The organism is Mycobacterium talmoniae, from assembly GCF_001854525.1.
In the GTDB taxonomy this organism is placed as follows: domain Bacteria; phylum Actinomycetota; class Actinomycetes; order Mycobacteriales; family Mycobacteriaceae; genus Mycobacterium; species Mycobacterium talmoniae.
The window spans coordinates 67,903-89,950 of sequence record NZ_MLQM01000003.1 but is presented as its reverse complement, the minus strand read 5'-3'; the positions used below and the strand labels follow the sequence as shown (position 1 = coordinate 89,950).

At 67.9% G+C, this 22,048-nt stretch carries 26 protein-coding genes; 15 read left to right on the top strand and 11 right to left on the bottom strand.

What is annotated here, in order from left to right:
- Nucleotides 1–76: 76 nt before the first annotated feature.
- Genes BKN37_RS01520 through BKN37_RS01505 form a run of 4 tightly spaced genes read left to right on the top strand, consistent with a single transcriptional unit; the run spans nucleotide 77 to nucleotide 4,275 of the window.
- The gene (locus BKN37_RS01520) at nucleotides 77–1,420 is read left to right on the top strand and encodes a glutamine synthetase family protein (RefSeq protein WP_423212752.1); all 1,344 of its coding nucleotides are present in this window, start codon (nucleotides 77–79) and stop codon (nucleotides 1,418–1,420) included.
- Between the two features lie 13 nt (nucleotides 1,421–1,433).
- Nucleotides 1,434–2,138 carry a gamma-glutamyl-gamma-aminobutyrate hydrolase family protein gene (locus tag BKN37_RS01515; RefSeq protein WP_071020177.1) on the top strand — a complete coding sequence of 235 codons (705 nt, stop codon included), beginning with the start codon at nucleotides 1,434–1,436 and terminating at the stop codon, nucleotides 2,136–2,138.
- The gene (locus BKN37_RS01510) at nucleotides 2,135–3,502 is read left to right on the top strand and encodes an aldehyde dehydrogenase family protein (RefSeq protein WP_071020171.1); all 1,368 of its coding nucleotides are present in this window, start codon (nucleotides 2,135–2,137) and stop codon (nucleotides 3,500–3,502) included. The genes BKN37_RS01515 and BKN37_RS01510 overlap by 4 nt, the downstream gene beginning before the upstream one ends.
- Nucleotides 3,499–4,275, top strand: coding sequence for a 3-oxoacyl-ACP reductase (locus BKN37_RS01505; RefSeq protein WP_071020168.1), 777 nt, complete (start codon nucleotides 3,499–3,501; stop codon nucleotides 4,273–4,275). The genes BKN37_RS01510 and BKN37_RS01505 overlap by 4 nt, the downstream gene beginning before the upstream one ends.
- 45 nt (nucleotides 4,276–4,320) lie before the next feature.
- Here the strand turns inward: BKN37_RS01505 and BKN37_RS01500 are convergent, their stop codons facing one another.
- The 3 genes from BKN37_RS01500 to BKN37_RS01490 all read right to left on the bottom strand — a co-directional run bounded on the left by BKN37_RS01500 (nucleotide 4,321) and on the right by BKN37_RS01490 (nucleotide 6,803).
- Nucleotides 4,321–4,680: a hypothetical protein gene (locus BKN37_RS01500; protein ID WP_071020165.1), complete on the bottom strand. Its 360-nt coding sequence runs from the start codon at nucleotides 4,678–4,680 to the stop codon at nucleotides 4,321–4,323.
- A gap of 291 nt (nucleotides 4,681–4,971) precedes the next feature.
- Complete coding sequence (locus tag BKN37_RS01495; protein WP_071020162.1) at nucleotides 4,972–6,342, bottom strand: HNH endonuclease signature motif containing protein; 1,371 nt, start codon at nucleotides 6,340–6,342, stop codon at nucleotides 4,972–4,974.
- Between the two features lie 125 nt (nucleotides 6,343–6,467).
- Complete coding sequence (locus BKN37_RS01490; RefSeq protein WP_071020159.1) at nucleotides 6,468–6,803, bottom strand: carboxymuconolactone decarboxylase family protein; 336 nt, start codon at nucleotides 6,801–6,803, stop codon at nucleotides 6,468–6,470.
- 265 nt (nucleotides 6,804–7,068) lie between these two features.
- On the opposite strand from BKN37_RS01490, the gene BKN37_RS01485 reads away from it, so the two are divergent.
- Nucleotides 7,069–8,190 (top strand): CapA family protein, encoded by a 1,122-nt coding sequence (locus BKN37_RS01485; protein ID WP_071020154.1) that lies wholly within the window; start codon nucleotides 7,069–7,071, stop codon nucleotides 8,188–8,190.
- Nucleotides 8,191–8,209: 19 nt separating this feature from the next.
- Here the strand turns inward: BKN37_RS01485 and rpsR are convergent, their stop codons facing one another.
- Genes rpsR through rpmB form a run of 4 tightly spaced genes read right to left on the bottom strand, consistent with a single transcriptional unit; the run spans nucleotide 8,210 to nucleotide 9,182 of the window.
- Complete coding sequence (gene rpsR, locus BKN37_RS01480) at nucleotides 8,210–8,473, bottom strand: 30S ribosomal protein S18 (RefSeq protein WP_071020150.1); 264 nt, start codon at nucleotides 8,471–8,473, stop codon at nucleotides 8,210–8,212.
- Nucleotides 8,474–8,779 carry a 30S ribosomal protein S14 gene (rpsN, locus tag BKN37_RS01475; RefSeq protein WP_071020148.1) on the bottom strand — a complete coding sequence of 102 codons (306 nt, stop codon included), beginning with the start codon at nucleotides 8,777–8,779 and terminating at the stop codon, nucleotides 8,474–8,476.
- Between the two features lie 2 nt (nucleotides 8,780–8,781).
- Nucleotides 8,782–8,946 (bottom strand): 50S ribosomal protein L33, encoded by a 165-nt coding sequence (rpmG, locus tag BKN37_RS01470; RefSeq protein ID WP_071020143.1) that lies wholly within the window; start codon nucleotides 8,944–8,946, stop codon nucleotides 8,782–8,784.
- The gene (gene rpmB / locus BKN37_RS01465; protein ID WP_071020139.1) at nucleotides 8,946–9,182 is read right to left on the bottom strand and encodes a 50S ribosomal protein L28; all 237 of its coding nucleotides are present in this window, start codon (nucleotides 9,180–9,182) and stop codon (nucleotides 8,946–8,948) included. Before rpmB ends, rpmG begins: the two co-directional genes overlap by 1 nt.
- Nucleotides 9,183–9,283: 101 nt before the next feature.
- Between rpmB and mrf the strand changes: the two genes are divergently transcribed.
- Together mrf and BKN37_RS01455 are read left to right on the top strand one after the other, a co-directional pair.
- On the top strand, nucleotides 9,284–10,483 hold the full coding sequence (gene mrf, locus BKN37_RS01460; protein ID WP_071020137.1) for a ribosome hibernation factor-recruiting GTPase MRF: 1,200 nt from the start codon (nucleotides 9,284–9,286) through the stop codon (nucleotides 10,481–10,483).
- A complete protein-coding gene (locus BKN37_RS01455; RefSeq protein ID WP_071020134.1) occupies nucleotides 10,480–10,740 on the top strand; it encodes a type B 50S ribosomal protein L31 in 261 nt (86 codons plus the stop codon). The genes mrf and BKN37_RS01455 overlap by 4 nt, the downstream gene beginning before the upstream one ends.
- Here BKN37_RS01455 and BKN37_RS01450 read toward each other — a convergent pair.
- Nucleotides 10,737–11,072, bottom strand: coding sequence for a DUF732 domain-containing protein (locus BKN37_RS01450; RefSeq protein ID WP_071020130.1), 336 nt, complete (start codon nucleotides 11,070–11,072; stop codon nucleotides 10,737–10,739). The two genes, BKN37_RS01455 and BKN37_RS01450, sit on opposite strands and share 4 nt — an antisense overlap.
- Before the next feature lie 187 nt (nucleotides 11,073–11,259).
- Here BKN37_RS01450 and BKN37_RS01445 point away from each other — a divergent pair, with 187 nt between their 5' ends.
- Complete coding sequence (locus BKN37_RS01445) at nucleotides 11,260–13,086, top strand: fatty acyl-AMP ligase (RefSeq protein WP_423212751.1); 1,827 nt, start codon at nucleotides 11,260–11,262, stop codon at nucleotides 13,084–13,086.
- On the top strand, nucleotides 13,086–13,766 hold the full coding sequence (locus tag BKN37_RS01440; RefSeq protein WP_071020124.1) for a DUF3159 domain-containing protein: 681 nt from the start codon (nucleotides 13,086–13,088) through the stop codon (nucleotides 13,764–13,766). Before BKN37_RS01445 ends, BKN37_RS01440 begins: the two co-directional genes overlap by 1 nt.
- Here BKN37_RS01440 and BKN37_RS01435 read toward each other — a convergent pair.
- The gene (locus BKN37_RS01435) at nucleotides 13,761–14,366 is read right to left on the bottom strand and encodes a maleylpyruvate isomerase family mycothiol-dependent enzyme (RefSeq protein WP_071020121.1); all 606 of its coding nucleotides are present in this window, start codon (nucleotides 14,364–14,366) and stop codon (nucleotides 13,761–13,763) included. The two genes, BKN37_RS01440 and BKN37_RS01435, sit on opposite strands and share 6 nt — an antisense overlap.
- Nucleotides 14,367–14,567: 201 nt before the next feature.
- Between BKN37_RS01435 and BKN37_RS01430 the strand changes: the two genes are divergently transcribed.
- Nucleotides 14,568–15,023, top strand: a complete 456-nt coding sequence (locus BKN37_RS01430; protein ID WP_071020117.1) for an STAS domain-containing protein — start codon at nucleotides 14,568–14,570, stop codon at nucleotides 15,021–15,023.
- Nucleotides 15,024–15,301: 278 nt separating this feature from the next.
- Here the strand turns inward: BKN37_RS01430 and BKN37_RS01425 are convergent, their stop codons facing one another.
- Nucleotides 15,302–15,901 (bottom strand): TetR/AcrR family transcriptional regulator, encoded by a 600-nt coding sequence (locus BKN37_RS01425; RefSeq protein WP_071020114.1) that lies wholly within the window; start codon nucleotides 15,899–15,901, stop codon nucleotides 15,302–15,304.
- Between the two features lie 110 nt (nucleotides 15,902–16,011).
- Between BKN37_RS01425 and BKN37_RS01420 the strand changes: the two genes are divergently transcribed.
- Genes BKN37_RS01420 through BKN37_RS01405 form a run of 4 tightly spaced genes read left to right on the top strand, consistent with a single transcriptional unit; the run spans nucleotide 16,012 to nucleotide 19,910 of the window.
- Nucleotides 16,012–16,842, top strand: a complete 831-nt coding sequence (locus BKN37_RS01420) for a mycofactocin-coupled SDR family oxidoreductase (RefSeq protein ID WP_071020111.1) — start codon at nucleotides 16,012–16,014, stop codon at nucleotides 16,840–16,842.
- Complete coding sequence (locus BKN37_RS01415; protein ID WP_071020109.1) at nucleotides 16,839–17,651, top strand: mycofactocin-coupled SDR family oxidoreductase; 813 nt, start codon at nucleotides 16,839–16,841, stop codon at nucleotides 17,649–17,651. Before BKN37_RS01420 ends, BKN37_RS01415 begins: the two co-directional genes overlap by 4 nt.
- Nucleotides 17,629–18,438 carry a carboxymuconolactone decarboxylase family protein gene (locus BKN37_RS01410; RefSeq protein ID WP_071020107.1) on the top strand — a complete coding sequence of 270 codons (810 nt, stop codon included), beginning with the start codon at nucleotides 17,629–17,631 and terminating at the stop codon, nucleotides 18,436–18,438. Before BKN37_RS01415 ends, BKN37_RS01410 begins: the two co-directional genes overlap by 23 nt.
- Complete coding sequence (locus BKN37_RS01405; RefSeq protein ID WP_071020254.1) at nucleotides 18,435–19,910, top strand: aldehyde dehydrogenase family protein; 1,476 nt, start codon at nucleotides 18,435–18,437, stop codon at nucleotides 19,908–19,910. The genes BKN37_RS01410 and BKN37_RS01405 overlap by 4 nt, the downstream gene beginning before the upstream one ends.
- An 86-nt stretch (nucleotides 19,911–19,996) precedes the next feature.
- On the opposite strand, the gene BKN37_RS01400 is transcribed toward BKN37_RS01405, so the two are convergent.
- Nucleotides 19,997–21,274 carry a cytochrome P450 gene (locus tag BKN37_RS01400; protein WP_071020104.1) on the bottom strand — a complete coding sequence of 426 codons (1,278 nt, stop codon included), beginning with the start codon at nucleotides 21,272–21,274 and terminating at the stop codon, nucleotides 19,997–19,999.
- A 175-nt stretch (nucleotides 21,275–21,449) separates the two neighbouring features.
- Here BKN37_RS01400 and BKN37_RS01395 point away from each other — a divergent pair, with 175 nt between their 5' ends.
- Nucleotides 21,450–22,046: a TetR/AcrR family transcriptional regulator gene (locus tag BKN37_RS01395; protein ID WP_071020101.1), complete on the top strand. Its 597-nt coding sequence runs from the start codon at nucleotides 21,450–21,452 to the stop codon at nucleotides 22,044–22,046.
- Nucleotides 22,047–22,048: the final 2 nt, after the last annotated feature.

Here is a 22,048-nt window from a genome sequence, read left to right as displayed (position 1 = left end):
GGTTCGCGACGTCGACTGGGATGATGACTTACTGACCTGACCGGCTCCTGCGCCAGGCGCGGATAGGATCGGAGAGGTGCTCACGGTTACCGACCTGCAGCAGCTGGTCGCGGCCGGCGATATCGACACCGTCATCGTCGCGTTCCCCGATATGCAGGGCCGGCTGACGGGCAAGCGGATCGCGGCCGCCCACTTCGTCGACGAGGTGGCCAGCCACGGGGTGGAGTGCTGCAGCTACCTGTTGGCGGTCGACGTCGAAATGAACACGGTGCCCGGCTACGCCCTGTCGAATTGGGACACCGGGTACGGCGACATGGTGCTGATCCCGGACTTCGGCACGCTACGACGCATCCCCTGGTTGCCCGGCACCGCGCTGGTGCTGGCCGACCTGCGCCACCACGACGGCGGTCCGGTGGCGGTCGCACCGCGCCGGATCCTGGCCGCGCAGATCGACCGGCTCGCCGAGCGGGGCCTGGTGCCCGACGCCGCCACCGAACTGGAATTTCTGGTGTTCGAGGACAGCTACCGGCAGGCGTGGGCGCAGGGCTACCGCGGCCTGACCCCGGCCACCGACTACAACGCCGACTACGGCCTGGCGGCCGGATCTCGGCTCGAGCCGCTGCTGCGCGACATCCGTCTGCAGATGGCCGAGGCCGGGCTGGCGTGGGAGAGCGTCAAGGGTGAATGCCACCCCGGCCAGCAGGAGATCACCTTTCGCTACGGCCCCGCGATGCAGACCTGCGATAACCACTGCATCTACAAAAGCGGCGCGAAAGAGATCGCCGACCAGCACGGTAAAAGCCTGACGTTCATGGCGAAATACGACGAACACGAAGGCAACAGTTGCCACATCCATCTGTCGCTGCGCGGCGAGGACGGCAGGCCGGTGTTCGCCGACCCCGATGGTCGGATGTCGTCGCTGTTTGCCAGCTTCGTGGCGGGTCAGTTGGCGACACTGCCGGAGTTGACGCTGTGCTACGCGCCGACCATCAACTCCTACAAGCGGTTTGCCGAGGCCAGCTTTGCGCCCACCGCCGTCGGGTGGGGGCGGGATAACCGCACCTGCGCACTGCGGGTGGTCGGTCACGGCGCCGGGCTGCGAGTCGAGTGCCGCGTTCCCGGCGGGGACGTGAATCCCTACCTGGCGCTCGCGGCGCTGATCGCCGGCGGACTGCATGGGCTCGACAACGGCCTGGTGCTGCCGGAGCCGGTGGCCGGCAACGCCTACGCCAGCGAGCTGCCGCGGCTCCCGACTACCCTGGAGGAGGCTGCCGCCCTGTTCGAACACTCGGCGGTGGCGCGTAAGGCATTCGGTGACGACGTCGTCGCGCATTACCTCAACAACGCACGGGTAGAGGTGCAGGCGTTCAACGCCGCGGTCACCGACTGGGAGAGAGTGCGAGGCTTTGAGCGGCTATAGGCCCGTCGTCGGCATGACGACCTACCTGGACCAGGCGCAGACCGGGATTTGGGATGTCCCGGCCAGTTTCCTGCCGGCCAGCTATTTCCAGGGCATCACCGCGGCCGGCGGGATCGCGACGCTGCTGCCGCCGCAGCCGGTGGACCCCGAGATCGCCGATCGGGTGCTCGACCGGCTGGACGGCCTGGTGATCACCGGCGGCAAGGACGTCGACCCGGCCGCCTACGGTCAGCCCCGGCACCCGACCACCGACGAACCCGGCGGCCTGCGCGACACGTGGGAATTCGCTTTGCTGGCGGCGGCGCTGCGGCGCGGGCTGCCGGTGCTGGGCATCTGCCGCGGCGCCCAGGTGCTCAACGTGGCGCTCGGCGGAACGCTGCACCAGCACCTGCCCGAGGTGATCGGCCACAACGGGCACCGCGCCGGCAACGCGGTGTTCACCACGCTCACGGCGCGCACCGTGCCGGGCACCCGGCTCGCCGCGCTGCTCGGTGACGCCGCGGCCGTGCGGTGCTATCACCACCAGGCCATCGCCGAGGTCGGGGACGGTCTGGTGGTCAGCGCCCGCGACGACGACGGGGTGATCGAGGCGATCGAACTGCCCGGCGACGGGTTCGTGCTGGCGGTGCAATGGCACCCGGAGGAATCCCTCGACGATTTGCGGTTGTTCGCCGCGATCGTGGATGCCGCGCGGGCCTATGCCGGGGCGGTGCGATGAGCGCCGCGCAGCTGGTCAACCCCGCCACCGAACAACCGCTGGACCGCGTCGAGCACACCGAGGCCGCCGCCGTCGACGACGCGGTGGCGCGGGCCCACGCGGCGCAGCGACGGTGGTCGCGGCTGGCACCCGCGGCGCGGGCGGAGCGGTTGCGCGCGTTCGCGACGGTGGTCGACGCCCACGTCGGCGAGTTGGCCGCGTTGGAAGTCGCCAACTCCGGGCACCCGGTCTCGGCCGCCGAGTGGGAGGCCGGTCACGTCCGCGACGTGCTGCAGTTCTACGCGGCCAGCCCGGAACGCCTATCCGGGCAACAGATTCCGGTCGCCGACGGGCTCGACGTCACCTTTCACGAACCGCTGGGTGTGGTGGCTGTTATCACGCCGTGGAACTTTCCGATGCCGATTGCCTGCTGGGGTTTCGCACCGGCGCTGGCCGCGGGCAACGCCGTGCTGGTCAAACCCGCCGAGTGGACGCCGCTGACCACCCTGCGGCTGGGGGAACTGGCCGCCGAAGCGGGGCTGGACCCCGACCTGCTGCAGGTGCTGCCCGGCCAGGGGGCCGTGGTGGGGGAGGCGCTGGTCACCCACCCGGATGTCCGCAAGATCGTCTTCACCGGATCCACCGTCACCGGCACTCGGGTGATGGCCGCGGCGGCCACGCAGGTCAAGCGGGTCACCCTGGAGCTGGGCGGCAAGAGCGCCAACATCGTGTTCGACGACTGCGACCTGGAGCGCGCGGCGGCCACCGCACCCTACGGGGTGTTCGATAACGCCGGCCAGGACTGCTGTGCCCGCAGTCGGATCCTGGTGCAGCGCAGCGTGTACGACCGGTTCATGGAGCTGCTGGAGCCGGCGGTCAGCGGTGTCGTCGTCGGCGACCCGGCCTCCCGCGACACCGAGATGGGGCCGCTGGTGTCCCGGCCGCACTGGGAGAAGGTCGCCTCCTATGTGCCCGACGATGCGCCGGTGGCGTTCCGCGGTGGCGCCCCCGACGGTCCCGGCTTCTGGTTTGCGCCGACGGTGCTGACCCCGAACCGCACCGACCGCACCGTCACCGAGGAGATCTTCGGCCCGGTGGTCACCGTGTTGCGGTTCGACGACGAGGCCGACGCGATCGCCCTGGCCAACGACACAATGTTCGGCCTGTCCGGATCGATCTGGACCGATGACCTGTCCCGGGCGTTGCGGGTGGCGCGGGCGGTGGAAGCCGGGAACCTGTCGGTGAATTCGCATTCGTCGGTGCGCTATGCCACCCCGTTCGGCGGCTTCAAGCGGTCGGGATTGGGGCGCGAGTTGGGGCCGGATGCGCCGCTGGCGTTCACCGACACCAAGAACGTGTTTATCGCCGTGAAGGAGGCCCCGTGACCGATCTGACCCAGCGGCTGGCCGGACGGGTGGCGGTGGTGACCGGGGGCGGCGGCGGGATCGGCTTGGCCGCGGCCCGTCGCATGCACGACGAGGGCGCCACCATCGTGGTGGGCGACGTCGATGCTGATGCTGGTGCGGCCGCCGCCGAGGAGCTGTCCGGATTGTTTGTGCCGGTGGATGTTTCCGATCAGGGCGCCGTCGATGCGCTGTTCGCTACCGCGGCCGACCGGTACGGGTCGGTCGATATCGCGTTCAACAACGCCGGTATCTCCCCGCCGGAGGATGACCTGATCGAGGACACCGAACTGCCGGCCTGGCAGCGCGTGCAGGACGTCAACTTAAAGTCGGTGTACCTGTGCTGCCGGGCAGCGCTGCGGCATATGGCGCCCGCGGGGAAGGGCTCGATCATCAACACCGCGTCGTTTGTGGCGGTGATGGGGTCGGCGACGTCGCAGATCTCCTATACGGCCTCCAAGGGGGGTGTGCTGGCCATGTCCCGGGAGCTGGGCGTGCAGTACGCACGGCAGGGGATCCGGGTCAACGCGCTGTGCCCGGGCCCGGTGAACACGCCGCTATTGCAAGAGCTTTTCGCCGCAGATCCCGAGCGGGCGGCGCGCCGGCTGGTGCATGTGCCGCTGGGCCGGTTCGCTGAGCCGGAGGAAATCGCCGCCGCCGTCGCCTTTTTGGCCAGCGACGACGCGTCGTTCATCACCGCCTCGACGTTCCTGGTCGACGGGGGAATCAGCTCGGCCTATGTGACTCCGCTGTAGGGGTGGCCCGTTTCGGTCGCCCAAGCTAGTGTCCGATCGGGAGAATCAGGCCGCACCGTTGCAGCCGCCGGGCGGCGCCAGTGGTGGCAGCGGGCTGCCGTTGTCGACGACGCAGGACATCTTGATCTGCTCACCCGCGAACGGGACACCGAACCGAACGATGTGCCAGAACGAGCCATCTGGGTACTTGGTGCCGTCGCAGTAGCCGTCACCGGAGATTCCGCCGGCTCCACCGCCGGGGCACCAGCCCTGCATGGTGTTGGGGAGGTGCGGGTCCATTCCCCCGCCGGGGTTGTTGGGATTGGTGGCAGCGGCGGGGGATGCGCCGGCGACGGCGGCGAAGGTCAGTGCTGCGCCAACTCCGAGGGATGCCAGCACTCGATTGGTGCGGGCTGAAAATGACATGATCGACTCCTAACAGGTGTTCTCCTTATCAATTGGGTCACTTGGATTATCGGGTCGCCGTGCCTGGCGTTACTGCCCTGTCTAACGCCCGCACCAGCGGGCGTAAATTCGTCGGATCCACTGTCCTGCAACGTATTAGAGGTGCTGGTGTGGCTGATGGGGTTCATGTTGCTTAGCGCCTGTGGGCGCCGCACCGTGAGCGTGCAAACCCCTGCGGCCTAGGACGCGACTCGATCGGCCCGAGTGGCGGGAAAGCGGCATCCACGCCGAAATACTATGTTGCGTAGTACTTTAGGGGACTTCGTCGTCGTCTTCGTTGTCGGGTAGCTGTTTGTCGGGGTGGTGGTAGTTGTTGGTTCTGGGTTGGCCGTGGTCGAGGTGTGGGGGTGGCAGTGTTTCGGTGTGGCCGTGGTGGTTTTTGCGGGTTTTCCAGCCGCCAGAAGTGATGATTTCGTGGTGGGGGTGGCAGCGGAAGGTGAGGCCGTGGATGTCGGTGACGCCGGTTTGGGCGTAGTCGTCGTCGTGGTGGACTTCGCAGCAGTAGCCGGGTACGGGGCAGTTGGGGTGGCTGCACCCGCGTTCTTTGGCGTACAGGACGATGCGTTGGCCGGGGGAGGCCAGCCGTTTGGTGTGATAGAGCGCGATTTCTTTGGCGCCGTCATAAATCCTGAGGTAGTGGTGGGCGTGGGAGGCCATGCGGATCACGTCGGTCATGGGCAGCCAGCTGCCGCCGCCGGTGAAGCCTTTGCCGGTGCCGGTTTCGAGGTCGTGGAGTGCGGCGGAGATGATGACGGTGGCGGGTAGGCCGTTGTGTTGGCCGAGTTGTCCGGAGGCCAGCAGGGCGCGGCAGATGGCGAGCAGGGCGTCGTGGTTGCGTTGGCCGGGGCCGCGGCGGTCGTTGTCGATGGCGGCTTGGTTGGGGGTGCCGTCCACGCAGGGGGTTTCATCTGCGGGGTTGCACATGCCGGGGGCGGCCCAGCGGGCCAGGACGGCTTCGAGTGTGGCGCGGGCTTCGGGGGTCAGCCAGCCTTTGATGGCGCTCATGCCGTCGCGGCCTTGCGGGCCGAGCACCAGGGTGCGGCGTTGGGCGCGTTGGTGGTCGGTGAAGTCGCCGTCTTGGTCGAGGGTGTCGGCGTAGCGCACGGCCAGTTTCTGGAGGTGGTCGGGGCGCATCTGGGTGGCCCACTGCGTCAGGTTGGTTTCGGCTTGGGTTCGGGTGGTGGTGTCGACGCGCTCGGATAGGTAGCTGAAGAAGTCGCGGATCACCCGGATGTGGGCGGCGTTGAGGTGTCCGGCGCGTTGGGCGGCGGCCACCGTGGGCAACACAGGTTCCACGGGTTGTCCGGTGACCGAGCGCCGGGGCCCGAGGTCGGTGGCTTCGGTGATGCGGCGGCCGGCTTCGCCGCGGGTGATCAGCAGCCGATCGGCCAGCGCCCAGCGCAGTTTGGCACCTAACTCCGAGGCGTCGGCGTAGTCGGCGAGCTGGTTGATCAACGGGTGCTCCACGGCGGGCAGTTGGCGGCGCAGCACCTCGCAGCGCTCCAACATGTCCAGGCGTTCCGGGGTGGTCAGGGCTTCAAAGTCCAACTCCAACAACCGGTTCATATCGGCAGCCAACGCGTCGAAAGCTTCGACGATCTGTTCGCGGCTAGCCGATTCCATACCCCCGACGCTAGCGACGGGGTCCGACAAAACCTGGCCCGAAAAGGCCCAAAACACGCCAGGTTAAGGTCACGAAACGATAACAATCCCAGCGGACGTCGGGATGTCTCAGACCGAAAAGGGCGTCAGTGGTGGAACTTGTCCAGCACCTCCAGCGCCAGCGTGGAGTGTGCGTAGGCGCCGCCGGCACGCATCTCGGCGGCCACCCAGACGGCCTCCATAATCTCCTCATCGGTGGCGCCTTTGCGGTGGGCGAGTTTGGTGTGGCCCTGGATGCAGTACGGGCATTGGGTAGTGTGCGCGACCGCAACGGCGATGAGCTGCTTGGTCTTTTCCGGCAGCGCGCCCTCGGCGAATACCGCGCGGCTGAACGCCTCGAACGCCTCATGGGCGTGTGGGGCCAGCTCCTTACGACGGGCGGCGATCTCCGGAGTGGTGGGGTGATACATCCCGTCTGCCATCGGATCTACCTCTCTGTGGTTTGTCGCGACATTGCCGCTTCCAACCTAACGGCGATAGCGGCTCGGCAACAGCCACTTGAGTCCAGACCAATCACAACCCGGCGCGGTTAGTCGCAAATGCCCAAGCCAGGAAGCTGAACGACCTAGTCGGACACCATCTTTCGCAGCCACAATAGTCGTCGGAAGCCGCGGCACCCGACGGACACTTAAGAACGTCCGGACAACCAGCCGTCGCCCGCGGTACCCTTCGGAACAGGGACGACTTGTGGCAACGAAGTCCGACACCGAACTGGTGTTGTTTCTGTGCGGCGACGTGATGACCGGCCGCGGCGTCGATCAGATCCTGCCGCACCCCGGTGATCCCCGGCTACGGGAGCCCGTGGTGTCGGACGCCCGGACCTACGTCAAACTCGCCCGGGATGCCAACGGCCCGATCCCTTGGCCAACCGACTTCGCGTGGCCATGGGGTGAGGCGTTACCGACCATCGACGAAGCCGCCCCCGACGTCCGATTGATCAACTTGGAGACCAGCATCACCGCGCGGGGCGCATTCGCGCCGCACAAACACGTGCACTACCGCATGCACCCGGACAACATCGCCTGCCTCGCCGCGATCCGGCCGGATGCCTGCGCGCTGGCGAACAATCATGTCCTTGATTTCGGGCCCGCCGGCCTTGCCGACACGCTGACCGCGCTGAACGCCGTCGGAATCCGGGGTGTCGGCGCGGGCCTGACCGCCGAGCAGGCCGAGTGGCCGGCCACGGTGCCGCGTCCCGACGGCGGGCAGGTGGTCATCACCGCGCGCGGTCTGCAATCCAGCGGGATTCCGCGCGGTTGGGCGGCCACCGAGCACGGACCCGGGGTCGCCCTCGTCAAAGACCTCTCTGACCGCCACGCCGCCGAGGTCGCGCACCGCGTCCTCGCCGTCAAACGACCCGGCGACACCGTGATCGTCTCCCTGCACTGGGGCTCGAATTGGGGGTACGAGATCGATGCCGCCCAAGTGCGTTTCGCGCACCGGCTGATCGATGCCGGTGTCGACCTGGTGCACGGCCACTCGTCGCACCACCCACGTCCGATCGAGGTGTACCGCGGCAGGCTGATCCTGTATGGCTGCGGCGACACCGTCGACGACTACGAAGGCATCGAGGGTTTCGACACGTTCCGCCCGGGGTTGCGCCTGTTGTACTTCGCCACGGTCGACCGCGACAGCGGCAACCTGATCACGTTGCGGATGACCCCGATGCGAGCGCGGCGCATGCGGTTGGAACGCGTGGGGGGCGACGACGTCGCATGGCTGCGCTCCACCCTGGATCACGTCAGCCAACCGTTCGGCACCCGTATCCAGGACAGCTCCGACGGCAACCTCACCGTCAACGCGCAATGACCCCGGCCGACCGCCTGCGCTAACCGCGTGCGGCCGGCCCGGGATATGGCAGCAGCGCCATTTCCCGCGCATTCTTGATCGCGGTGCTGACCTGTCGTTGTTGGCGCACGGTCAGCCCGGTGACCCGCCGCGACCGAATCTTGCCGCGGTCGGACACAAACATTCGCAGCGTCGGGACGTCCTTGTAATCGACAGCGCTCAGCCCGAGGCTGTCCAGCAGATTCTTGGCGCGTTTGACGTCGGGCTGGGCGCCGCGAGGGACGCGCCGTGATTTGCCGGCCACCTACCAACTCGCTTTCCGCACACCGGGCAGCTGGCCGCGGTGGGCCAACTCGCGGACCCGGACCCGGGACAACCCGAACTTGCGCAAATGACCGCGGGGCCGGCCGTCGACGGCGTCGCGATTGCGCAGCCGCACCGGGCTGGCGTCCCGTGGTTGCCGGGCCAGCTGCGCTTGTGCGGCCTGCCGTTCCGCCGCGGTACTGGCGGGTGAGCGGATGATCTCTTTGAGCTCGGCGCGACGCTCGGCATAACGCGCGACGATTGCGCGACGCCGGTCGTTTTTGACCACCTTCGATTTCTTGGCCATCCTCAACGCTCCTCGCGGAACTCGACGTGGCGGCGGATCACCGGGTCGTACTTGCGTAACACCAGCCGGTCCGGGTCGTTGCGCCGGTTTTTGCGGGTGACGTAGGTGTAGCCGGTGCCGGCGGTCGAGCGAAGCTTGACCAGCGGGCGGATGTCGGTGCGCGCCATCAGATGCGCTGCCCTTCGCGGCGCAGCCGCGCGACCACGGCTTCGATCCCGTCCCGATCGATCACCTTGATGCCCTTGGTGCTGACCCGCAGCTTGATCCGGCGATCCTCCGACGGCAGGTAATACGTCTTGAGCTGAATGTTGGGTGTCCAGCGGCGCCGGGTGCGGCGATGCGAATGGGACACCCGGTTACCGAAGCTCGGTGTGCGACCGGTGACCTGACAGTGCGCGGACAACGCGGAACCTCCCTCTTAATGAAAATCGTTTTCGACAAGAGCTGTCCGGCACTGTAGCGTGAAACCCGGCTAAATGAAAACCATTCTCAATAAGGAGGGCGATGCGGACTCCGGTGATCCTGGTAGCCGGCCAGACCGAAACCGATCCCGTGGTGGGCGCGCTGGTGCGCAGCCCGGGCACGCTGCTGGTCGAGCACCGATTCGACGGCCAGGTCGTGCGCCGAACCCTGGCGCGCTTGCGCGACGGGGTGTTGATGACCACCGACGCGGCGCTGGAACTCGCGCACGGCTGCGTGTCCTGCACGATCCGTAACGACCTGCTGATCCTGTTGCGCAAGCTGCACCGCCGCGCCGACGTCGATCGGATCGTCGTGCACCTGGCCCCCTGGCTGGAACCGCAACCGATCTGCTGGGCGATCAACCGGGTGCCGGTGCGGGTCGGGCCGGGTTACGTCGACGGCCCCGCCGCGCGGGATGTGGCCATCGCCGCCGTCGTCACCTGTCTGGACACGGTGCACTGGCTCGATCAGGTGCTTGGCGACGACGACGTCGGCGACGGCCGGACCGTGGCTCAGGTGGTGGTCGGCCAGACCGAGTTCGCCGACGTCGTGGTGTCCAGCGATTCGGACCCGACCGTGCTGGCAACGCTGCGCCGCCTGGCGCCGCGCGCCCGGATCTGCCCGGACGGCAACCGCATCGAGCACACCCTGGCCGACCTGCACCCCAACGCGCGGCAAGGCCGCAACGACCAGCCCCACGCGCCGCTGCTGGCCGGCGAGCCAGTCCTGGATGCCGACGGCCCGGTGCAATTGGTCGAGTTCAACGCCCGCCGCCCGTTTCATCCGCAGCGCCTGCACACCGCCATCGATCTGCTGCTGGACGGGGTAATCCGTAGCCGCGGAAGGCTCTGGCTGGCCAGCCAAAACGACCAAGTCATGTGGCTGGAATCGGCCGGCGGAGGACTGCGGGTCAGCTCGGCGGGCAAATGGCTGGCCGCCATGTCGTCGTCGGAGGTCGCCTACGTCGAGCCGGAACGCCGCATCTTCGCCGACCTGATGTGGGAGTACCGCCACGGGGATCGACACACTGCGATGACCATCCTGGTGTGCGGTGCCCGACCCGCCGAGATCCTCGACGGCCTGCGCGGTGCGCTGCTCACTGACGAGGAACTGCTGGCCCCCGAGGAGTGGGCCGCCTACCCGGACCCGTTCGGCGACTGGCACACCGACCCGTGCGACGCCCTCGCCGACACCAAAGAAGACCGCTCGCTGACCACCGGCCACGAAGGAGACCAGCCATGAAACACGGCATTCACCCCGACTACCACCCCGTGGTCTTTCGGGACGCCACCACCGGCGCGGAGTTCCTCACCCGCTCAACGGTGACCAGTACCCGCACCATCGACTGGCCGGCGGCGCAGGGTGTGCAGACCTATCCATTGGTGGTCGCGGAGATCACCGCCGATTCGCACCCGTTTTGGACCGGTGACCGGCGCATCGTTGACAGCGCGGGGCAAGTCGAAAAGTTCCGACGCCGCTACGGGCAGCGTCGAGGCTAGCCTTGCGGGCCGGCAGTCCTGCCCAGGTCCGGCAAGTGCTCGGGGCAGTAGGTGTTGGCCGCGGCGCCGACGAATTGCCACGCCTGCGGGTTGGTGGTGCCCTTCGGCAAGTTGGTGAGCGCGAAGTGCACCGACTTGTTGGCATCGGAGTCGACGCCCCGGTCCATCCGCTTGCACACCAGCTTGCCCAGCCACGCGTTGTAGTCGCGGGGGCCGTAGATGCCGTAGCCCTGCAGTTCCGCGGCGAAATCGGTATCCGGGTCGGCGTGCGCGGGTGCGGCGAGGGCGACAGCAAAGGCAGCGGCGGTCGCGGCGGCAAGCCTCATCTTCATGGGCTGAATAGTACATCTAACGTTTTGATTTCAACAGACCAGGGACCATACCCCGGAGATGCAGCTAACACCCGACTGGGACAGTGATCAGGGCCACGTCCGGCGGGGTGCGCAGCTTATTAGCTTCTCTACTATTGTCCCTGGTATGGGTCGGGTTCCGGTGTGCGACAAGGACTCTGTCGCTGAAATGACAATCGACAATGTCCTTGACTCCTCGGGAAACATCGTTTTGCCCGATGGCGCCACGCTAACCACCTACTTGGATCGTCATATCGCCACGTTCGGGGACACCCCGGCGTATCGCTATCTGGACTACACCCGCGAGCGCGACGGCCAGGTCGTCGAACTGACCTGGACCGCGTTCGGGGCCAGGCTGCGGGCAACCGCGGCGCGGCTGCAGCAGGTGACCCAACCGGGTGACCGGGTGGCGGTCCTGGCGCCCCAGGGTGTCGACTACGTCGTTAGCTTTTTCGCGGCCATCCACGCCGGAAACATCGCCGTCCCGCTGTTCGCACCGGAGCTGGCCGGCCACGCCGAGCGCCTCGACGCGGTGTTGGCCGACGCGCGTCCCGCCGTCGTGCTCACCACCACCGCCGCGGCCGAGTCCGTCGGGGCCTTCCTGCGCAAGCTGCCGCCGCAGCGACGTCCCCGCGTCATCGCCGTCGACGCGGTCCCGGATGCGGTGGGGGCGACGTTCACCCCGGTGGCGCTGGACACCGAGGACGTCGCCTACCTGCAGTACACGTCGGGCTCGACCCGAACCCCGGCCGGCGTCGAGATCACCCACCGGGCGGTGTGTACCAACGTGCTGCAGATGATCATCGCCGGCGGCCTGGACCTCAACGTCCGCAGCGTCAGCTGGCTGCCGCTGTACCACGACATGGGCCTGATGATGATCATGTACCCGGTGCTGTTCGGGCACTACATCACCTTGATGTCCCCGATGGCGTTCGTGCGGCGCCCGTACCGCTGGATCAAGGAGCTGGCCGCCGAATCGGCGCACGGACGCACCTTCGCCGCCGCGCCCAACTTCGCCTTCGAGCTCGCCGCCCAGCGCGGCCTGCCGCCCCAGGGCGACACCCTTGACCTCAGCAATGTGGTCGGTCTGCTCAACGGCTCGGAGCCGGTGACCATGGCGGCCATCGACCGGTTCACCGAGGCATTCGAGCCCTACGGGTTGCCGCCGACCGCGGTGAAGCCGTCGTACGGCATGGCCGAGGCCACCTTGTCCGTCGCCAGCATCGCCGCCAACGCTCGGCCCAGCGCGGTCTACCTCGACCGCGAGCAGCTCGGCGCCGACCGGGCGGTGCCGGTCGCGCCCGACGCGCCGGGCGCGGTGACCCTGGTGTCGTGCGGTCAGCCGATCTGCAGCCAGTGGGCGGTGATCGCCGACCCCGAGACCGCGGCCGAACTGCCCGACGGGGTGGTCGGGGAGATCTGGCTGCACGGAGACAACATCGGACGTGGCTACTGGGGCCGGGAGCGCGAGACCGAACAGGTGTTCCGGAACAAGCTGCAGGTGCGGCTGGAGCAGGGCAGTCACGCCGACGGCGCCGCGGTGAGCGGCCTGTGGCTCCGCACCGGCGACCTGGGCGTCTACCTCGACGGCGAGCTCTATATCACCGGTCGGATCAAGGACCTGATCATCATCGACGGCCGCAACCACTATCCGCAGGACATCGAGGAAACCGTCTCGCAGGCCTCGCCGGCGGTGCGATCCGGCTACGTGGCGGCGTTCTCGGTGCCCGCCGACGCGGTGCCGACTGCCGGCGCCGGCGACGGCGGTGAACGGGTGGTCGTCATCGCCGAGCGAGCCACCGGCGCGGGCCGCATCCAGCAGGCACCGGTGGTCGACGCCATCCGGGCCGCGGTGTCGCGGCGCCACGCGCTGGCGCTGGCCGACGTGCGGCTGGTGCCCGCCGGCGTGATTCCCCGCACCACCAGCGGCAAGCTGGCCCACCAGGCCTGCCGAGCCCAATACCTCGCCGGCGACTTCGAACCGCGCACCGAGTGATGAAGCCGGGCCTGGCCGCTGCGCGGCGCAAATCCACCGACGGCGGGGACCAGCCGGCGCTGTGGCGGCTGGCGGTCGACCGCATGGGCGGCGTTGCCGCGCTGGTCCAAGCCGTGGTCCCGACGGCGGTGTTCGCGATCTTGACGACCATGGCCGGATTGTTCGCGGCGGCGGTGGCGGCATTTGTGGTGTCGGCGTCGCTGGTGGTGTGGCAGGTCGTCCGGCGGCGTCGCACCCGGGGTGCGCTGATTGGCTTGGCGATGGTGACCGTCTCGTTGCTGATCGCCCTGGGCCTGGGCGATGCCAAGGACTATTACGCGGTGGGGATCTGGTCGAGCCTGGGCAATGCCGTCGCGGGGTTGGGCTCGGTGCTGGTGCGCCGCCCGCTGGCCGGCTACGTGTGGGGTTGGGTCCTCGGCCACGGCGGACGGTGGCGCAGCACGGAGGCCGCGGTGCGGGCCTACAGCTGGGCGACCCTGATCGGAGCGGCCGTCAACGTTGCGCGCTTCGCCGTGCAGGGGATGCTGTACCACGCCGGCAGCGTTGACTGGCTCGCCGTGGCGAGGATGGTCATGGGTTGGCCGTTGGGCGTGGCCTCGCTGGTCGCGGTGTACCCGTTGGTCCGGAAGGCCGCCGGCGCGGTGCACGCGGCCGGTGCTGGTGAACCGCGCCACTCATAGTCGCCCGGCCAGCACCGGTACGCCGGCGCCGCTGAGTTCGTCGACGACGCTGCGCCGGCCGGTCATCGCCAACAGCAGCGCTTCACCGGTCCCGATGACTTCGGGGCCGCCGCTGCCGTGCGTCCAGTTGACGTCGGTGGCGTGGAGGTGCAGGCCGCGGATGCGCCGCCCGGCGCCCAGCCGCGGATTGCCGGGCACCAATTGCAGCACCCGCTGCAGCCGGTCGGCGGGAATGGTGCGGGGCTGGCCGAGTGGCCGACGGATGTCCTGATGGTGAATGGTGCCATCGACCAGCGCGATCATGCCGCCGAACCCGGCGGTGAGCCCGCGCGGGTGCAGGTGGTTATTGAGGAATTCGAGCAGTTGCTGCGGTGTCAGCGAGCTGAACTCGTCGACGCCGACCTGGTTCGCGTGCACCACCCGGCCCTTGGCGAATCGCTTGATCAGTCCGAGGACGTGGAGCTCTTCGTAGCTGATCATATGGGCGACAACGTCTTTGACGGTCCATCCCGCGCACAGGCTGGGTGCGGTCCACTGCTCGGGGCTCAGCGTGGCCAGGAACGCGGCAAGGTCGCCGCGCTCGGCGCGGGCCATCTCCATCAGCGTGGACACAAAAGGCAAATTATCCCTTACGGGGCGGCCCTTCAAGACAGCAGTTCGGGCCTTCAACGCTCTGCTGACCGGCCAAAATCGGTTCTTACCGAAGTATTACTGGCTACTCCCTGCCGCCTTAAATTGGCCCCTTAGCTTGGGTTGCAGATCGAGGCGACAGCCTCGGGGACAGGAGGGGAGGGGATCGTGATGACGTCCATGAACGCCAACACAGCTCGGCGGTTCGCCTACCGATACGGCAACCCGGTCTTCGAGTGCGACGGCGCCGAGATGCGGGCGCAGTGCCGCCAACTGGCCACGGTGGTCACGGTCAGCGGTGACATTCACCCGGCCAACCTTGACCGGGTCACCCAGTACGCCACGCGCTTCGTTCTTCCCGAGAAGCCTTTCGTGCTCGACCTCAGCAACGTGCGCGCCCTTCCGGCGCAGGCCATCTCACTACTGCGGGCCGTCGACGAGGCGTGCCACGTGATCGGGGTGGACTGGTGCCTGGTCGCCGGCCAGCCGGTCGACGAGGTGCTGCGCACCCACGGTGAACAGGACACCTACGCGGTCACCGACACGGTGCCCGAAGCGCTGAACTACTTCCTGGACGGCATCCTCGCCCGCCGGCGGCTGCTGCCCCTACTCCACAAGACCGCTTAAACAAAGGAATACGGAAAAATGTTGATCGACGTTCGCTGGCTCCGATTTTTGCTCAGCCACCGCCACCAGCCGGTCCGCTCCGCTGCCACCCGCCCGTCGACCTGGGCGGTCTGACCGCGCTGGCATGGCCCGGCCCGGGTAGCCGCCGCGGCGTGGCACGATTCCGTAGGTGAGCGGCACACCCGTCTCGGCGCAGCGCCTTGATGACCTCGTGCGACTGCGCCGGGTTCGCGACCGCGGGCAATCTAATCCGCCTCCAGGAGCTGCGTTGAACCGACTCAGCGGCGCGGGTGCGCGGCCTCGTAGCCGGTCGTCAGCCAGTAGACGGTGCGATCGAGGCTGGGCAGGATCTCGGTGATGGCGATCTCCCCGGCGGCGAAGCGGCCCGACAGGCCATAGACCAGGCTGGACACGATGTTGTCGAGGTCGCGGATGAACCCCTCATCGACGCCCGCGAGCACCTCCAAGGCGGCGGGGACGACGGCATCCAGGCCGCGCCGCACCAGCTTTTCCCCACCGCGTGCCGCGCGCGCCCGAAAATAGGCCTTGAGCATGCCGGGATGCCGCTCCCACGGCTCGAACAGCGTGCGCAGCAGCCGCATCAGGCCGACATAGAGGGACTCGTCCGGCAGCCGGGTGTGCCGGACCAGTTTTGCGTACCGGTGCTGCTGCATCCAGGCCTCCAGTGCGGCCAGGATCAGCTCGTCGCGAGTGGCGTAGCGCTTGTAGATGGTGGCCAGCGAGGTGCGGGCTCGACGCGCCACTTCGCGCAGTTGCACGGCGTCGTAGCCCTCGGTCTCCAACAGGTCCACCACGGCATCGAGGATCCGGTCCGAGGGCACCGACGCATCGCGCTTGCTCACCTCAGCGGTAGACATACGTACCCCCTTGCCGTCGGCGTGTAACCAGGTTACCGTACGGGGGTGTAACGGGGTTACACATCTCATGTCCGGCCGCCGCGGCGGCCACCGCAACGAAGCGAGGATCCATGGGTTCATTGGCGGGCAAGGTCGCCTTCATCACCGGTGTCGCGCGCGGGCAGGGCCGCAGCCACGCCGAGCGGTTAGCCGCCGACGGCGCCGACATCATCGGGGTGGACATCTGTGCCGACATCGCGTCCAACGGCTACCCGATGGCCAGCCGCGAGGAACTCGACGAAACCGTCGCGTTGGTGGAGGCCGCCGGCGGCAAGATGGTCGGCGCGGTCGCCGACGTCCGTGACTTCCACCAACTCAAGGCCGCGCTCGATGCCGGGGTACAGCATTTCGGGCGACTGGACATCGTCTGCGCGAACGCCGGAATCGCGTCCATGGCGTTTCGCGAGCTGACCCTCGACGAAGATCTCGAACAGTGGACGGACGTGCTCAACGTCAACTTGGTAGGCGCGTTTCACACGGCCAAGGCGGCGATCCCGCACCTGATCGCGGGGGAGCGGGGTGGGTCGATCGTTTTCACCAGCTCGACGGCCGGGCTCCGGGGTTTTGGCGGCCTGCAGGGCGGCGGGCTGGGGTATGCGGCGTCCAAGCACGGCCTCGTCGGGCTGATGCGCACGCTGGCCAATGCGCTGGCGCCGCACAGCATTCGGGTCAACACCGTGCACCCGACCGCGGTGAACACGATGATGGCGGTCAATCCCGCCATGACGTCGTTCCTGGAGAACTACCCCGACGGCGGCCCGCATCTGCAGAATCCGCTGCCAGTGCAATTGCTTGAGCCCGAGGACATCAGCGCCGCGATCGCCTACCTGGTATCCGATGAGGCCAAGTACGTCACCGGGGTGACGTTCCCGGTCGACGCCGGCTTCTGCAACAAGCTATGAGCGCGACGACGGGTCGGGTCGCCGGCAAACGGGTGCTGGTGACCGGCGCCGCGCGGGGGATGGGCCGCAGCCACGCGGTGCGGCTAGCCGAGGAAGGCGCCGACCTCATCCTGGTCGACATCTGCGCGTCGCTGCCCGAGCTGGAGTACCCGCTGGCCTCCCGCGAGGACCTCGAGGAGACGGCCCGGCTGGTCGAGAAGCAGGGGCGCCGCGGGATCACCCATGTCGTCGACGTGCGTGACGCGGCCGCGATGAGGGCCGCGGTCGACGACGGCGTCGCTCAACTGGGCGGCCTGGACGCTTCGGTGGCCAACGCCGGGGTGATCACCGGCGGAGCCTGGGACACCACCACCGCCGAGCAGTGGCGCACCGTCGTCGACATCAACCTGATCGGGGTGTGGAACACCTGCTCGGCCGCGCTGCCGCATCTGGTCGAGCACGGTGGCAGCCTGATCAACATCAGCTCGGTGGCCGGGCTGAAGGGCAGCCCGCTGCACACCCCCTACACCGCGTCCAAGCACGGCGTGGTCGGCATGAGCCGTGCGCTGGCCAATGAGCTTGCCGCGGCGAATGTTCGGGTCAATACCGTGCATCCCACCGGGGTGGAGACCGGGATGCGGCCGGACGCGCTGCACGCGCTGCTGCATGGGGACCGCGCCGATCTGGGCCCGATCTTCCAGAACGCGCTGCCGATAGTGATGACAGAGGCCCGCGACGTCAGCAATGCGGTGCTGTTCCTGGTCTCCGACGAGTCCCGACACGTGACCGGGTTGGAGTTCAAGGTGGATGCCGGTGTCACGATCCGGTGAGGCGGGGTGCGGTGAGCGCGCCTACGCCGAGTTGATGTCCGTCCCGGCTCCCGATGCGACACCGGTGACCGCGACCCTGCTCAACTTCGTCTTCGCCCAGGTGTGGCAGCGGCCGGGGTTGAGCCGTCGGGAACGGTGGTTCGTCACGCTGCCCTGCGTGGCCGCCGCCGACGCCGAAGAGCCGCTGCGGGATCACGTCTACGCCGCGCTACACAGCGGGGAGGTGTCGATCACCGAGATGCAGGAAACGGTCCTGCATTTCGCGGTGTACGGCGGCTGGCCCAAGGCGTCGCAGTTCAACATGACGGTCGACGCGCAGTGGGAACGCATCCATACCGAGCGTGGTCAGGCGGTGCCGCCGCCGCAACCGTTGCTGCCGCTGGTGACCCCGAGCGACCCCGAGGCCCGGCTGGCGGTGGGTGAGCAGTCGTTCAAGGACATCAACTGCCTGCCCTTCGCACCGATCCGCGACAACCCGTATTCCGGTGCGGGGATCCTGAACTTCGTGTTCGGCGAGATGTGGCTGCGGCCCGGGTTGGGCATGAAAGAGCGCCGCCTGATCACCGTGGCGTGCGTGGCGTTCCAGGACGCCCCCTATCCAATCCTTAGCCACGTATACGCCGCGCTCAAGAGTCGCGACGTGTCGTTCGACGAAATGGACGAGGTGGCTTTGCAATTCGGCGCCTACTACGGCTGGCCCAAGGCCTCGCGGCTGCTGCAGGTGATCGATGAGCAGAAGCAACGGGTGCTCGCCGAGTGGGCGGCCGAGGCCGAGGCAGCGCGATGACCAGCAGCGCGACCGCCCCGCCGCAGCTATCGGGGGACCCGGTCGGGTTATTGATAGGCGGCGAGCGGGTTACCGCATCGTCGGGCCCGTCGCACCAGCACATCTACCCGGCCACCGGTGCACCCAACGCGACGGTCGTGCTGGCGGGTGCAGCCGAGATCGACCGCGCGGTGACCTCGGCGTGGGAGGCGCATCGGCACTGGATGTCGCTGACGGTGGACCGGCGCCGCGATCTGCTGATCGATGTGGCCGACGCCGTGCATGACAGCCTCGACGAGCTTGCGGCGCTCAACGTGCACGACTATGCGGTTCCGATTTCGTTCGCCGGCACCGCCTTGCTACTGGAACGGTTCCTGCGCCATTTCGCCGGTTACGTCGATAAGCCGCACGGGCTGAGCACACCGGTCACCGGGTCCTTCGACGTCAATCTGGTCGAGCGGGAGCCCTACGGGGTGGTCGGGGTCATCACCCCCTGGAACGGCGCGCTGGCGGTGACGGCGTCCTGCGTCGCCCCGGCGCTGGCCGCCGGTAACGCCGTCGTCCTCAAGCCGTCGGAGTTGGCGCCACTGGCGGCGCTGCGGTTCGGCGAACTGTGCCTGGATGCGGGGCTGCCGCCGGGATTGGTGAACGTGGTCCCCGCCGGGCCGGATGGCGGCGACGCCCTGGTGCGTCACCGAGGTATCCGCAAGATTCACTTCACCGGCGGTGATGCAACCGCCCGCAAGGTTCTGCAGGCCGCTGCGACGAATCTGACCCCGGTGGTGACAGAACTCGGCGGCAAATCGGCCAACATCATCTTCGACGACGCCGATCTGGACGCCGCGGCTATGCTGTCCGCGCATCAGGGACCGCTCATGCAGTCCGGGCAGAGTTGTGCCTGCGCGAGCAGGGTTTTGGTGCACGACTCGGTGTACGACGCGTTCGTCGACCGGTTCGTCGGCATCATCGGCGCCGCGAAGGTCGGCGATCCGTTCGACCCGCAGGTGGTGTTCGGGCCGGTGATCAGCCACCCCGCCACGGACCGCATCCTCGCCACCATCCACGAGGCGGTGGCCGACGGCGCCGGTGAGCTGCTGATCGGCGGCAAGCGGATGGCCGGTGAACTCGCGCACGGCTACTACATCGAACCAACCGTCTTTGGCGGAGTCGACAACGCGTCGGCGCTGGCCCAAACCGAGACGTTCGGACCGGTGCTGTCGATCATCCGGTTTCGTGATGAAACCGAAGCGGTGCGCATCGCCAACGACACGCCGTACGGCTTGAACGCTTTCGTGCAGACATCAGACCTCACCCGGGCGCACCGGGTAGCGCGCCAGCTGGAGGCCGGGTCGGTGTGGGTCAACCAGTTCAGCGACATCGCACCGCAAGGACCGTACGGCGGCTACAAGCAGAGCGGGTTCGGGCGGACCGGGGGACTGGCGGGGTTGCACGAGTTCATGCAGATCAAGAACATTCGTATCGCCATGCGCTGACCGGGGCGTTGAGATTGCGCCAGGGGCTGCGATCTGAGGGCCGAAGCACAGCCCTGGCCGCAATCTCAACGGCGGGGTCCCGGCGGTCAGGCCGGGGTGAACTCGATGTGCAGTTCGGTCAGTCCGCGCAACAAGAACGTCGGCTCGTAGCGGTAGCGCCGATCGCCGGCCGGGCCGTGCGCGGCCTCGCTGATAGTGATGTCCCGCATCCGATCCAGCAGGCGGTGGATGGTGATCCGCCCCTCGACGCGGGCCAGGGGAGCGCCCGCGCAGGTGTGGATACCGCGGCCGAACGCGATGTGCTCCCGAACGTTCTTGCGGTCCAGGCGGAATTGGTCCGGCTCGTCGAACTTGTTGGGATCCCGGTTGGCCGCACCCAGGCACAGCATCACCACCGTGCCCGCCGGAATGTGTACACCCCCGAGCGTGGTGGTCTTGCGGGCGAGCCGGAAGTCGATCTTGGTGGGGCTCTGAATCCGTAACGCTTCCTCGATGAACGCCGGGATCAGCTCGCGGTTGTCGCGCAGCCGTTGCTGGTAGTCGGGTCGATCACCCAAGGTCTGCACGGCGGCGCTGAGCAGTTTGGTGACGGTCTCCTGGCCGGCCGCGAACAAGAACGTGGCCGGGCGGACCACGTCGAGCAGCTCCGGGCTCGACCCGTCGGGATAGGTGGCGGCCGCCATGCTGCTGAGTACGTCTTCGCGGGGCTGACGACGCCGTTCGGCGATATAGGCACTGAACTTGTCGTCTAGGTACTGCAACGGGTTCACGCCCACGGGTTCACCGTTGAGCGCGCCGACTCGGCTGCCCGGCCGTTTGCCGGCGCCCAGTGCCAGCCGGATTTCGGCGCGGTCCTCCTCCGGCACGCCCAGCAGGTCGGTGATCGCCAGGGTGGCGAACGGTTTGGCGTATTCGGCGAGGAACTCGCAGCGCCCGTTGGCGATGAACTCGTCGAGCTGGTGATCGACCAGCTGCCACATGTAGTCCTCGTTCTCCTTGAGCCGCCGCGGGGTTAACAGCTTGTTCAGCAGTGAACGGGCACGCTCATGAGCCGGCGGGTCCATCACCACCATGTGCTCGAAGATGGGGAACAGGTGGCGGTGCGCCTCGATCTGCGCGGTGATGTCGTCACCCTCGGGCTCGAACGGCAACGGCGGAAAGGGTCCGCCGATCGCATTGCACGCCGAGAACGAATCGGTGTCTTTGAACGCCGCCAGCACCTCCCGGTACCCGGTGATGGCCACCACCCCGTGGTGCGGTTCGCGAAACACCGGGCCCTGGCTGCGCAGGTACTCGTAGTACGCATAGGGGTCCTGGGCGACGGCCTCGTCGGAGAAGTAGTCCACGGACGCGAGATCGGTCACGGAAGTCTGGGCCTTTCTGAATCCAGCGGTGGGCTCCCGCCGCATGATGATCCTCAAAAAACTGATCGACTGCTCAAATTGCGAGCGTAGGACATGCCTATCATGCCCCGTGACGACCGGTCAAGGGCGGTCCGGCCGTTCCCGGTATCCGGCTGTTGTCAGGCACAATGCTGGTATGGCTGGTTCCCCGAAGGGCAATGACAAACACGAGGGCGCCCGTCGCCGCCTGATGGAGGCGACCGCTCAAATCATGCGCGATGAGGGCTACGCGGCGGCCACGTCACGTCGGGTGGCGGCCCTGGCCGGCGTCAAGCCGGCGTTGGTGTACTACTACTTCGCCACCATGGACGACCTGTTCGTGGAGGTGCTGCGCGCCGGCGCCGACGCCTCCCTGGCCCAGATGCGCCAGGCGATCACCGACGACGACCCGCTGCGGGCGCTGTGGCTGATCAACAGCGACGCGCGGTTCTCCAGCCTGTACACCGAGTTCATGGCGCTGGCCAACCACCGCAAGGCGATCGGCGCCGAACTCAAGGCCTATGCCGAGCGGGTCCGCGACATCGAGACCGCCGCGGCCACCGTCGCGCTGCGCGCCAACGGTGTCGACCTCGAGGAGTATCCGCCCGTGGTCATCTCGATGCTGCTGACCCAGACCGCGCGCAGCATGTGCAACGAAACCGCGGTCGGTGTCACCGCCGGCCACCAGGAACTGCGCGCGTTCATGGAGCGCTACATCGCCCGGTTCGCCTCCCCGTCGAAGCAGCGGGCGTAGCG